This window comes from Citrifermentans bremense R1 (genome assembly GCF_000426865.1).
GTDB classification, from domain to species: Bacteria; Desulfobacterota; Desulfuromonadia; order Geobacterales; family Geobacteraceae; genus Geomonas; species Geomonas bremensis.
Map to the genome: position 1 here is coordinate 399,879 of NZ_AUGE01000001.1, position 12,886 is coordinate 412,764.

Consider the following 12,886-nt stretch of genomic DNA (forward strand, 5'->3'; position numbering starts at 1 on the left):
TATCGTCTCCGGTTTGATAGGTCAGCGTTCCTGGATGTGGACGATCTTCTTAACCGGACGCAGCCCGCTGTTGGACACAAGCCTGATGCCGCCCGGCTTTCCGGCCACGCTGCCGGTGCGCCTGTTGTCCCTTTGTTCGAACCCACCCCCCAGATCCATCGACTGAAGGCTGCCGGTCGCCACCCGCACCAGCGCCCTCCCCTTGATCAGCCCCTCCGGCGCAAAGGCGCCGGTATTGTAATAGACACGCCAAAGCGAGGAGGTGCCGAACTGGCAGGGGTCGGTGCTGGGCTGGAAGGTAGTGAAAAAGACGGCCCCGCTGGTGCTGGCAGTCGCCGTGGTCAGCACCCTCTCGTCTCCCAGCGTACCGGAGGCGCGGTCAAGATCGATGCGCCATCCCTTCTTGTCCTTCATCTCTGCGGTTTCCCCGCTTTGATCCGCCAGATCGGAGGTGAGGACTTTGGTCTTCTCCCCAGGCTCGCGAAGACAGAGTTCGTCCAGCTTGTTCTCCTTCACGTAACATGGCTCCTTCACCCCGTACAGGGCAAGCCTCGGCTTGTCCGGGCCATTGAGGTCGTCCTCCTTGAAGAAGTACCTCCCCCCTCCGAAGAAGAGCCAGAGGTTCTTATCCTTGCGGTCCTGAAGCCGCGCCACCCCGCTCGTCACCGGGCCGATGCCGTCGATGAGCGGGTTCCAGACCCACTCCGCCGGGTTCTTGCTTTCCCTGGTGACGATCCTCCCCACCCCGCCGTCGCTCCAGGTGCCGGAGGTCTCGTGCTTTTTCGTGTAGCCGACATAGAGGGCGTCGTCTTGGTAGTTGCCCAAGGCGCTGCTATCCCACTTGTCCGCGTCGATCCCTCCTCCGCTCAAGGAACCGGCAAAGGCCTTCTCTACATTTGTTTCCATGGTCCGCAGGAGTTTTCCAGTGGCCAGGTCGAGGACGAAGAACCTGAGCGGCTGGCTGGAGCGTCCGAGAAACTGCTGCGAGCCGGTGTCGACCGGGCCGGTCGGCCCCGAGCCGAGGACGGCGAACCACTTGCCGCCGGAGCGCACGATGGCGCTGCCAGCCGTGGCGAAGCCAAGCTGCGGGTCGCTGAACTCCCAGAGGAGCTTCGGTTTTTCCGGGGCGGTGATGTCCAGGGCAAAATAAGAGGAATAGCCAACCTTGTCCGCAGCGGTGCCGGAAGGCAAGGGAACGCAGTCGGCGCCGCTAACGCAGGTTGCGCCGCCAAGCCCCATCCCCCCGATGAGGACGGTGCGCCAGCTGTCGCTCCCCTCCCCGCTCCCTATCTGGACGTCGGCGAGGGTGATGCCGCCGTCGACGTAGTAGAGGTGGCGGTAGTTGGGATGGGTCAGGTACTTGAGGTAGGGAAGAGCGTTCTTGGGGACGAAGGCCCATTCCTCCTTGCCCAGGCTCTCCCCTTTAAGACGCGCCAGCGTAGCCCCGGTGACGTCGGGGTCGAGCGTCCCCAGCCGGAAGGCGTGCAGCATCCCGTCGTTGGCGCCTACGTACACCATGCCGCGCGCCTTGTAGGAATCGGTGGCTGTGAATTCGCCGTAGCTGGTGTCGCCGTACCCCCTTGGCGCCGGCAGGTGATAGCTCCCCAGCGGCACCGCGGACTGCATCTGAGGCGAGGAGGAGATGATGTCGCCCAGTTTCCAAACCGAGGCATGGTCCTGATTCACCCCCGGCACGACCAGGCTGCGGCTTCTGTACCCGGAGATCTTGCGCCCCCTGATGTATTCAATTATGTCGTCTGCTTCCTGCGCCCCCACTGCCTGCAAAAGGCCCTGGATGCCGGTATTGTTCGCGGAGGTGTCGAGGGCGGCTGTGCTGAATTCGACCAGGTCGCCCGAGAGCTGCGTGTAAATGGTGCGCGTCGACGAACGCCTAAGCCACAGGCTCCGTCCCGCGCGCCAAAGGCTCCGCACGTCGTCCAGCGATACCTCCGCGGGCTGGTCCGTGATGAATCTGTCCTCGTGCGCCGGGGTGCTGTCGCCGCTGCCGTCGCCGTTTTTGTCTTTGAGCAGATAGGCATGGCTTTCGTTTCCGGAGCTGTCATAGACTACGTCCAGCACCAGGTTTTCCTTGAGCTTCAGCGTCTTTTGCTCCGGCGTATCCTCGCGGATGGTGTTCTTCTCCCCGCTCATGATCCCGACGAGAGGGTCGATGTAGTACCAGAGGGCCTGCACCTCCCCGATCCAGGCGGCGGAGGTCTTTCCCTGGTCGAAGCTCTTCAACGGGTGGAACTCGTCCTGCAGATAGAGCGCACCATTGCGCTCGCCGGTGGAGAGCATGGCAGGCGAAGTGCCGGAACCTCCGGCTATGTCCTGCATCATACCGCGCAACGCCTTTTCCAACTCAGCCATGTCCTGCGCGTTGGCAATCTTCCCCCCCCCGTTGGCAGCTGTCATCTGCATCATTTTTTCCGCGATCGCCTCCGTGCCAAGACATCCGCCTGCCGCGTCCCGCTCCGCACAGGGAGGGCCGGTATAGACCACGTAGGTGGAGATGTAATCCTTGTTGTTCACCAGCGGTTGCGAGAAGTCCGTGATGTTCTTATGCCGGGCGATCCAGGCCAGGTCGTCGAGGTTGTAGCTTCCCTGGAACGGTGGACGTTCTTTCCCGACGGTCGTCAACGAGGCAGGCATCCCCTTCCCACTTCCCCAGCGCACGACCGCGTCGGCTACCAGGTCATTGACCGCCTTATGCAGATCCGCGGACGAAGTGCCGTCGGTGAGGATGAGGACGTTGTTCTTTTGGCAGGTGTAGCGGGAAGGACTCGCCCCGAAATCGCCGCTTTGCAGGCGCAGATCGCTGCGGCCCGAGAAGTAACCCATGGCATTGTAGAAGGATTCGGCGAGAGGAGTCCAGGCATCGGCCCTGATCTGGTCGACCGTCGCTATCAAGCCGGAAAGGTGATTTCCCACCTCAGGGGCTACGGCGGCCACAACCTTTCCCCCGTCGCTTCCCACCGGGTGTTCAACGCAGCTGTACTGTTCTTCGCAATCGGCGGAGCTTTTGCATGACCGTCCCGAATCCACCCCGCCCTTCACGCAGTGCTTCACCATGCAGGGGATATCCCCGTAAGCGAGCTCCCCGGCCGCCTTGCAGTCGAAAGCTGCGCCGCTGTCGTTGAAGATCATGGCTCCGATGTTGATGGCCGGGGAGAATTCCTGGATCACCCCGGCCGGCGCCGACGGGAGCACTACCTGCGCCTGTAGCGTCCCCGTCACCGTCCCGAGGTTTAAAAGCCCCAGTTCCAGGAGGTAGGCCGGGACTTCCATGTTTCCCGACATGCCGGCGCTGTCCAGAGGATCGGTGGGGGGGGCCTCCTTTACCGCCTCCAGACAGAACTCCTTCGCCTTCATTTCCGTTTCACCTCCGTCCTCTATGCCGTGCCCGTCCCAGAACTCCCCCAGGTATGGATAAGTTTTGCCACTGCCGCAGATGCGGTCGTAGAACCCGGCCCTCTCGGGCTCCTGGTTGTGGATGTTAATTATTCTGAGCCTGCAGTCGTCCGCGACCATGGTGGTGAAAAACTTCTTGGGTTCGAGAAGGCGGCCGAAAAAGCAGCTGGCCATGGCGTCGTTGTAGGTCCTGTAGGCGCTTGGGATCTTCTTCCCCTCTTCATCTACACCCTGCCACCAGTTGTTCGCGCCGAGGCAGCTTAAGCCCCCGATGCGCAGGTGGTCCCTGATCTTCCCAGCCTGGAAATCCCTCACCGCCTGGGCGCAAGCCTTGGCGTTGTACGGTCTGTCGTAGATTTCGATCCGGGTCGCTCCGCCGGCACGCTCGGGGCCCTGGTAGTCCGTATCGGAGGCGGCAGGGCCGCGCACGGCGAAGGTGACCTGGGGGGCCTCGGTAGCGACCTTGATGTACTTCTCCCCCCGGCAGCCACGGCTTTCGGCCTGTAACCTACCGGTGTTTTCGACGTATTTGCCGCCGGTCAGCACCCGTTTTTGCAGGTCCAGTTTCGACATCGACAGCCAGTTGAGGAACCTGCCGCTGGCGAGGAAGCGGTCTAATGTGCGAGGTTTCGATTGATCGACGGCAGCCGCCATCCCGACGCAGAGATACCCCTTGTCCACCGTGTTGCAGCCGCCTGGAAGCTTTGCGCTCGAGGTCTTGAAGCCGCCGGCTGCAAAGTCGTAGCTGTAGACAACCCCTTGGTCGAAGTATCCGGAGTACGACTTTGAGTCGGAGTAGGTTTCGTCGATGCAATAGGCGTTGGGGTCGGTGTAGGCCAGGTCGTAGAGGCTAGCGGAGTTGTCCAGCATGAGCAGCAGGTTGGGTTTTACCCCGGCTCCTGCCGACGGGGGGACGCTGCAGTAGGGGAGTCCGGGAAATACATCGGCTGCGAAGAGCCTCCCCGGGGCAGCCAGCAGGCAGACGTTCAGTATGCAGAGCCAAAACAGGACACGGGGCAATGCGGTGCAGACCAATCTACCTTTTTTCATGGCTCCCTCTTCTCAAGACGTACCGGCGCAGCGATTTCCCATGAGAAGCAGAGCCGACGGCGCCTTAGATTATAATTTACTAAGCATAACAGGCCTAATCGGAAAAAAAAGTTACTGCGACTCTAATTTGACACTCCAGGCGAGCGGGTTAACATTCAACTGTCCGTAATATCGAGCCGGAAATCTTCTGCCTCGGAAGGACTCCCTCGGCAGAATCGTCTTCGTTTTGTGGCACCGGTCCAGGGCCGGATGGAGCATGGGACATGAAAGATCTTCAGCAGTGGGCAGAGGAAGACACCTTCGGGGATTTGCTGAAACGGCGGGGGGTAAGCAGGCGTGAATTCCTCTCCTTTTGTGGCAAGATGGCGGCGCTGATCGGCGCCGGCGGGGTCTTCGCGGGAAGCCGGACGGCATGGGCACAGGAACTTGCCGGGCGGCTGGAAGGGGCGCGGCGCCCGAGCGTGGTCTACCTGCAGTTGCAGGAGTGCACCGGCTGCCTGGAAAGCCTGCTCCGCTCCGCTAGCACCCCGGTGGAAGAGCTGATCCTGGAACAGATCTCCCTCGACTACAACGAGCTCCTGATGGCTCCCTCGGGAGAGGCGGCCGAACAGGCGCTCGCCACAGCACAAGGAAAGCCGCACCTCCTCTTGGTGAACGGTTCGGTGCCGCTCAAAGACGGCGGGGTCTACTGCACCATCGGCGGCCGCTCCGCGCGCGACGTGCTGGAGCGCGCCGCGGCCAACGCCACCGCCGTCGTTGCCATAGGTGCCTGCGCCGAGTACGGCTGCGTCCAGGCCGCAGCCCCCAACCCCACCGGCGCAGTAGGGGTAGCCGACGTGATCAGGGACCGCCCGGTGGTGAACGTGAGCGGCTGCCCCCCCATCGCCGAGACCATCAGCGCCACCCTCACCTACTACCTGGCCTACGGCCGCACGCCACCTCTGGACGGGCTGGGGCGCCCGCTCTTCGCCTACGGCCAGCGCATCCACGACAAGTGTCCGCGGCGCGCGAGCTTCGACGCCGGGCAGTTCGCGGAGCGCTTCGACGACCAGAACGCCCGCCTGGGGCACTGCCTGTACCGCTTGGGGTGCAAGGGGCCGGCCACCTTCGCCCCCTGCGCCACCATCGAATGGAACGACGGGTTGAGCTTCCCGATCAAGGCTGGGCATCCCTGCCTTGGCTGCACCGAGCGCCATTTCTACGACCGGATGACCCCGTTCTACCGGCGTCTCCCCGGCATCGTGGTTCCGGGGATCGGGGTGGAGGCGACCGCCAACACCATAGGCGTTGCCGCCGTCGCCGCCTCGGTCGCCGCGGTCGCGGTCCACTCCGCGGCGACGGTGATAGCGAAGCACCGAGCGCGCCGGGCCGAGCCGGAAAGCCTGCCGCTGGCGGTACTGGGAGACCGGAAGGAAGCTGACGAGAAGGATAAGGATTAGGCCTTCCCGAGCGGCAAGGAGAAACAAGATGGCAACGGAGCGCATCGTCATTGACCCGATCACCAGGATCGAGGGGCACCTGAGAATAGAGCTTGAGGCGGAGGGGGGCAGGATCGGCAATGCCTGGGCCTGCGCCACCCAGTTTCGGGGAATCGAAAAGATCCTCGAAGGACGGGACCCGCGCGACGCCTGGGCTTTCGCGCAGCGTATCTGCGGGGTCTGCACCGGCGTCCACGCCATCGCCTCGATACGGGCGGTAGAGGACGCCATCAAATGCCGTATCCCCGAGTCGGCCGAGCTGATCCGGAACCTGGTCTCCGGGATGGCGACCCTGCAGGACCACGTCATGCATTTCTACCACCTGCACGCCCTTGACTGGGTGGACGTGATGAGCGCGCTTGCCGCCGACCCCGCCGCCACCTCGCGCCTTGCCGCCTCCGTCTCCCCCTGGCCCAACAACTCCGCCTCCTGGTTCAAGGAGGTGCAGCAGCGGGTCGCGACCTCGGCCAAGGGAGGTCTCGGAATCTTCGCTTCCGGCTACTGGGGGCACCCCGCCTACCGCCTGCCGCCCGAGGCGAACCTGATGGCGGTCGCCCACTACCTGGAGGCGCTCAAGTGGCAGCGCGAGGTCATCAAGCTCCACACCATCTTCGCCGGGAAGAACCCACACCCCAACTACCTCGTGGGTGGCATGGCGACCTCCATCAACCTGGACAACCAGCTCACCATCAACAAGGTGCGTCTGGACCAGTTGGGGGAGCTGATCCGGGAAGCGCGCCGCTTTGTCGACGAGGTGTACTACCCCGACGTCATGGCCATCGCCGGCTTCTACCCAGAATACGCCTCCATCGGTGTCTCCTCCCCCACCCTCATGGCCGTAGGCGAGAGCGCCTTCTCCTGCTCCGGCACGCCGGCCGGGAAACCGGTCGCAGCAGGTCTCCTCATGGATGGCGACTACCGAACCTCGCACCCTTTCAACCCCAGGATGGTCGCCGAGTACGTCTCCTCCGCCTGGTACCTATACCCGGAGGGGGACCGGCAGGGGCTGCACCCGTGGCAGGGGAGGACGGATCCCAACTACACCGGTCCCAAGCCCCCCTACCGCCAGCTTTCCGACCAGGAGAAGTACACCTGGTGCAAGGCGCCGCGCTACGACGGCCGCCCGGTCCAGGTCGGCCCCAACGCGAGGATCATGCTGGCCTACGCCCAGGGGCACCCCGATACGGTGCAGCTCGCCAACCGGGACCTGGGAAAACTGAGAGCCGGGGTCGAGGCGCTCAATTCCACGCTCGGGCGCACCTACTGCCGCGCCCTGGAATCGGTCATCCTCGCCCGGCGCATGGAGGAATGGTTCGCGGCCTTGAACGAGCGGATCAGGTCCGGCGACGTCTCCACCTTCAACGCCGAACTCTGGGAGCCGGAAAGCTGGCCCAAACAAGCGCAGGGAATGGGTTACCTGGAGGCCGCGCGCGGGACGCTCTCGCACTGGGTGGAGATAGAAAACGGGCGCATCGCCCGCTACCAGTGCGTGGTTCCCAGCACCTGGAACAGCTCGGGGCGCGATCCCAACGGCCTGATGGGCCCCTACGAGCAGGCCCTAGCGGGGGACAAGAAGCATCCGCTGGCCGACCCCAAGCGCCCCGTCGAGGTGTTGCGCACCATACACTCCTTCGACCCGTGCCTATCCTGCGCCGTGCATCTGCTGGTGCCGGGGGGGCCGGCGTTTGAGGTGAAAGTGCGATGAAGATCTTCGACATCCCCGAGGACGAGATCCGCATCGAGCTGGGGGACCCTGCCCCCTTCGACGGCGGCAAACGGCGCGAGCTGATGCTGGCCGCGGCGCTCGGCGCCCCGGTCGGCACCCGGGACCCGGTCGACCTCGCCTTGTTGAGCGCGGCCTCGCGCAAAGAGGACCTGCGGCACTTTGAGCAGACGGCGTTCACGCCGCTGGAGCCGCGACTGGCGCGGAGCATCGCGCGGGTGCGCCGGGTGGGAACGGAGGAGGAAGAGTTGATCGCACGCGGCGAGGTCGACGCCATCCTGTACCTCTGCCGCGCCGACGAGGCGACCCGTTTCCGGGCGGAGTTGCAGGCCGAGATGAGGATGACCCGCGGCTACCGCGCGCTCGGGATCGCCAAGGCTAAGCCGGAGCCGAAGGGGAACGAGAGCTGGACTTTCATGGGGTACATCCCCATCCGCGCCACGCGGCATAAAAGCACGCACAGCGAAGAGCCCGCCGACTTCAACTACGTCACCGTCTGGGACTGGCAACTACGCGTACTGCACTGGCTTTCGGTCTTCCTGATACTGGTGCTGTCGCTCACCGGCCTATTGATGGGGAGCAGCCGTTTCATCTACGGCGTCACGCAAGGGTATTCCAACTACCTGAGCTGGCTGAGGCTCACCCACTTCGTCGCGGGGTGGTTCCTTCTTTGCGCCGCCATCCTGCGCATAGCCGGGCTCTTTCTCGCCTCCAACCGCTTCCAGCGCTGGTACGCCCTCTTCCCGGTGAAAAAGCGCGACCTGAACAACCTGGTACAGGTGGTGCAAAACTACCTCTTCTGCCGTTTCGAGCGCCCCCCCCACTACATCGGCCACAACCCGCTGCAGCAGATCGCCTATACCGCCATCTTCGGCGTCGGCCTCGCCGCACTTTTCACCGGGTTCGCGCTCTACGCGCTCTACGCACCGGACCATTGGCTTTTGCGCTACTTCGTCTGGTTCGACGATCTGTTCGGCGTGCAGTACCTGCGCCTTGCCCACCAACTGATCATGTGGATCTTCCTCGCCTTCATCCCGATCCACGTCTACCTCTCCATACGCGCCGATACCGTAGAGCGCGAGGGGGCTCTCTCCTCCATCGTCAGCGGCGGCCGCTGGTGCCGGAAAGGAACGAAATTCGAGGACGGTTAGCTATGGGAATCGGCGTGAGGTACCTGGGAAGAATCGCCTCGACGGCGGTAATAGCGCTGCTATTGTGCGCTGCGTCAGCCGGCGCCGCCAAGCTCCGCTCTCTTTGCGAGATCAGCTACCCCAGCGACTCGCGCATCCCCTGGAGCTGCGTGAAGCTCAAGTGGGGCGATACGCCGCAGGCGCTCTTCGGCGACTACTGGAAGGACGTGCTCCGCTTCAACCGGCTGGACCGGCGCCATTTCCTGGGCGGGGCGAAGGTCAAGGTGCCGAAGAACCTGGCGCAGGTCAGGGACTTCAACCCGATGCCGCTCACCTACCCGGATGCGGCTAAGGAGCCGAAGTTCATCATGGTGGACCAGGCCGAGATGTTCCTGGGGGCCTATGAGCACGGCAAGCTGGTGTACTCCTTCCCCATCGCGCTGGGCATCCAGGGGAAGATGGTTCCCAACGGCAACTTCCGCATAGACGCCGCGGACCGGCGCCACCAGTCGAACCTTTACCAGGTTGAGGAAATCGGCCGCCCCTACCCGATGCACTACGGGCTCAGGTTCTGGGTCGACAAGAGCAAAGAGGATTGGCCGACCTACTGGATCCACGGCAGGGACCTTCCCGGCCACCCCGCTTCCCACGGCTGCATCGGCCTTTACGACGAGGAGATGCAGTACGACTATTACCGCAGCTACGACCGCAAGGTGTACCGGGACAAGTACCGCCCGCTCACCCGCCCTTTCCTGGAGGACGCGAAGACGCTGTACCAGTGGGTGGTCCCTGCGGCCAGCGACCCGGGAGAGTTCCACAAGATAAAAAATGGCCAGCCGGTTCTCATCACCGGCAGGCCTCCTACCTGAAGTTCAGCGGGGCAAAAGAACAAATGAAAGGCAGGACATACGAAAAAGGCCGCATCCGACACCGGAAGCGGCCTTTTTTCAGTTTGAGCGATGGCAGGGACGGGGGCGCCCCTGCCGTTCACAATGGTCAACGCCAGTGGATGCAGGAGACCGGGCAGACGTCGATGGCGTCGTTTTGTATCTCCTCTTCCGACGCACCGGTCTGATCATAGCATTCGGCTTTGCCGTTGTCGGCGAACCTGAACACTTCCGGCACGTTGTCCGTGCAAAGACCGCAACTGATGCAGACATCCTGATCGACCCAAGGCTCTCGTGCCATGGTAATACCTCCGCGTTTTTGGATTGGTTTTGCTTCGACGCCTATATGCTCTTCTCGAGCTTCTTCCTCTGCTCTTCCAATTTTTCCAGCGCCATGTCGAGGGCGGACAGCAGCATCTTTTTGGAATCCTTGCTGAGGTTCGCCTTCTCCTCCACGAATTCGGTGGCGCGGTTGGTCGCGGTATCGACGAAATCCGAGACGGTTTCGGCGAAATCCGAAACAGCTTCATTAGCTCTGCCGCTCACCTCTTCGGCCAGCGAAGAGAGGTATTGCCTGGTCTTCTTTCCCGCCTGCGGGGCCATCAGGAGCGCCAGCCCGGCTCCGATCAAGCCGCCGACCAACAGAAAGACGGCATCCCCTCCTGTGCAGCTTTCTTTGTGTCCCATTAGTTTTCTCCTTGATCCGGGGTGGTTTTAATTACAGCGGTAATACTACCACAAAATTAAATTCGTCAAATGTAAAGCCTTTTCTTCTGCACCAGGATTTTTTCTTTCCTTTGCCTGCTTAAAGTTGGTTGCCAACGGTTTTGGCTTGAACTTTTGGCCGTTCCGGTTTCCTCAGTTTTTTCTCCGTGGCTAACGGTTTCACGGTTTTACCTCTTTTATGACACGCAGCTTATGTGTAAGATGTCGTCTCCCCTCTAATAAGGACACAGGAAGGAAAGCTGCCATGAACGTCGAACAGATGAAGATCGTCGTGAAGGAGATCCTCTCCAAGACCGACCTCACCCCCTGCATCGTGGGACACCGCGGCGTCGGGAAGAGCGCCGGCATCATCCAGAGCTGCCGCGAGCTGGAGCGGCGCTACGTTTCGCTACGCCTGGGGCAGATGGAGGTCGGCGACCTGGTCGGCATCCCCTTCCGTAGCGGCGAGGTGATGCAGTGGTCGCGCCCGTCCTGGATCCCCGGGGATGACGAGCCACCGACCGTGATCCACTGCGACGAGCTGAACCGCGCCCAGCAGGAAGACACCCTGCAGGCGATCTTCCAGTTCGTCGAGCCCCCCGCCGAGGGGATGCTTCGCGCCATCCATACCCACAAGCTCTCCCGCCGCCACAAGGTGGTGGTGAGCATCAACCCTCCCGACGGAAGCTACCAGGTGGCGACGCTCGATCGCGCCCTGGTGGACCGCATGGTGATGCTTTACGTCGAGACCGATTACCAGTGCTGGGCCCGTTACGCGCAAAGGCGCGACCTCGCCGGCGAGGTGCGGCAGTTCCTGGGGGGAAACCAGAACCTCCTGGCCAAGCAGGGGATGCCCATGGACTTGCAGGTGGAGCCGAGCGAGCGGGCCTGGGAGATGGTGAGTACCCTGAAGAAAAACTGCCGTTTTCCCGCCGAGCTGGAGATGGAGGTCTACGCCGGGGTGGTAGGGAGGGAAGCGGCCATCACCTTCATGCGCTGGCTCTCCGACCGCCAGGGGCGCCCCTTAACCGCCCCTGAAGTCCTGAGCGACTGGCCGGCCGTGGCAAAGCGGGCCGAAGCGCAGCGCGACGACGTGCAAGCGGCGACCATCAACGACCTCACCGCGACTCTGCAGGTTTTCCCGGAGTTGAGCGACGAGCAGGAGGAGAACCTGGTCGCCTACATCGCGCTGCTGCCGCGGGACCTCCGCTTCGGATTCGTGAAGACGCTCCTGAAGATTCCCGAAGTAGCCCTCCGCCTGGTCCGCGACAAGCACGACCACGTGATTTACGACGCGATCCGCGCCATCAACCAGCAGGCGGGGTGACCGGGGTGTCCGCAGGGCTGGAAAACGCCGTGGTCAGGCTGTTGCGCGAGCGCGCCTTTTATGGGCACTTCCTCCTGAACCTGCGCCGCGAGGAGCGGCCTATGGGCGGAAAGCCCGCGGGAGTCACCATCCGTAACGGCACCCCTATCCTGGCCGTGGATCCCGCCTGTTTCGGGGCCTTTTCGGCGACCGAGCAGCAGGCGATTTTGGAACACCTGGTAAAGCACCTTTTGCACCTGCACATGCTGCGCGGCAAAGGGCGCAACGCGCACGACTGGGACGTCGCCTGCGACCTCGCCATCAACCCCGGAAGCGTGGGGCTTCCAGCCGATGCGCTGTACCCCGCTCAGTACAAGATGCCCGACGGCCTCGCCGCCGAGGAGTACTACCAGCAGTTGGTCCCTCCCTTCGACATCGGCAACCTGGATGGAAGCGGGTTTGGCGACGCGGAAGAAGAACGGCAAGGTGCCGCGGGCACCGGAAAAGGCGAGCCCGCCGCCTCGACCCTCGACGACCACGCCCTCTGGAGCGATGCCGACAGCACGCCGCTTCCCTTGGCGCAGGAGATGCTGGCTACGCTCACCCGAGAAAGCCTGCGCGGCAGCGATGGCGAAGCTCCACCCGAGATCAGGGAGGTAGTTGAAGGGCTTTTGCGTCCCTCCCCCATCCCCTGGCGCCAGGTGCTGCGGCAGTTCGTCGCTACCGCCGGACGGCTGGGGAGGGAGGGGACCTGGATGAGGGAGCATCGCCGCTTCGCGCATGCCACCCCCGGAACCCGAAAGCGCCACCGCCTCAACCTGCTGGTCGGCATCGACGTGAGCGACTCAACCAATTCGGTGGAGCTGCGCGAGGCGTTCGCCAGGGAACTGGTCCAGATAGCGCGGGGCCGCGACGCCTCCATCACCGTCCTTTACGCCAACAGCAAAATACAGGAAGTGGAAGCCTTCAAGGGGAGTGCCTTCGCCCCCGAACGCTACGACGGCGGCGGTTTCACCGATTTAAGGCCGGTGTTCGCCTATGCGAGGGCCATGTACCCCGTTCCCGCAGCGGTGATCTACCTGACCGACGGCATCGGGCCCGTTCCCGAGCAGATGGAACTGCCGACCCTCTGGGTGCTGACCGCCGAGGGGGAGAAGCCGGCGCCCTGGGGCGTCGAACTGAGACTGGAGGTTTGA

At 63.2% G+C, this 12,886-nt stretch carries 9 protein-coding genes; 6 read left to right on the top strand and 3 right to left on the bottom strand.

Annotated elements, in window-relative coordinates; all coding sequences use genetic code 11:
• Positions 1-21: 21 nt before the first annotated feature.
• The gene (locus tag K419_RS0101835; RefSeq protein WP_026840072.1) at positions 22-4,461 is read right to left on the bottom strand and encodes a pilus assembly protein; all 4,440 of its coding nucleotides are present in this window, start codon (positions 4,459-4,461) and stop codon (positions 22-24) included.
• A gap of 263 nt (positions 4,462-4,724) precedes the next feature.
• On the opposite strand from K419_RS0101835, the gene K419_RS0101840 reads away from it, so the two are divergent.
• From K419_RS0101840 to K419_RS0101855, 4 genes are read left to right on the top strand one after another with little or no spacing between them, the layout of a single operon-like run.
• Positions 4,725-5,900 (top strand): hydrogenase small subunit, encoded by a 1,176-nt coding sequence (locus K419_RS0101840; RefSeq protein WP_026840073.1) that lies wholly within the window; start codon positions 4,725-4,727, stop codon positions 5,898-5,900.
• A 28-nt stretch (positions 5,901-5,928) separates the two neighbouring features.
• Complete coding sequence (locus K419_RS0101845; protein ID WP_026840074.1) at positions 5,929-7,644, top strand: nickel-dependent hydrogenase large subunit; 1,716 nt, start codon at positions 5,929-5,931, stop codon at positions 7,642-7,644.
• A complete protein-coding gene (locus K419_RS0101850) occupies positions 7,641-8,813 on the top strand; it encodes a cytochrome b/b6 domain-containing protein (protein ID WP_026840075.1) in 1,173 nt (390 codons plus the stop codon). The genes K419_RS0101845 and K419_RS0101850 overlap by 4 nt, the downstream gene beginning before the upstream one ends.
• Before the next feature lie 2 nt (positions 8,814-8,815).
• Positions 8,816-9,661 carry a L,D-transpeptidase gene (locus K419_RS0101855; protein WP_026840076.1) on the top strand — a complete coding sequence of 282 codons (846 nt, stop codon included), beginning with the start codon at positions 8,816-8,818 and terminating at the stop codon, positions 9,659-9,661.
• Between the two features lie 127 nt (positions 9,662-9,788).
• On the opposite strand, the gene K419_RS0101860 is transcribed toward K419_RS0101855, so the two are convergent.
• Both K419_RS0101860 and K419_RS0101865 read right to left on the bottom strand, forming a co-directional pair.
• On the bottom strand, positions 9,789-9,980 hold the full coding sequence (locus tag K419_RS0101860) for a ferredoxin (RefSeq protein WP_012529795.1): 192 nt from the start codon (positions 9,978-9,980) through the stop codon (positions 9,789-9,791).
• 41 nt (positions 9,981-10,021) lie between these two features.
• Positions 10,022-10,366 (bottom strand): YtxH domain-containing protein, encoded by a 345-nt coding sequence (locus tag K419_RS0101865; RefSeq protein WP_026840077.1) that lies wholly within the window; start codon positions 10,364-10,366, stop codon positions 10,022-10,024.
• A gap of 283 nt (positions 10,367-10,649) precedes the next feature.
• Between K419_RS0101865 and K419_RS0101870 the strand changes: the two genes are divergently transcribed.
• Both K419_RS0101870 and K419_RS0101875 read left to right on the top strand, forming a co-directional pair.
• Entirely contained in the window at positions 10,650-11,711 is a 1,062-nt protein-coding gene (locus K419_RS0101870; RefSeq protein WP_026840078.1) for a hypothetical protein, read from the top strand.
• Entirely contained in the window at positions 11,708-12,886 is a 1,179-nt protein-coding gene (locus K419_RS0101875) for a vWA domain-containing protein (protein ID WP_404813189.1), read from the top strand. The genes K419_RS0101870 and K419_RS0101875 overlap by 4 nt, the downstream gene beginning before the upstream one ends.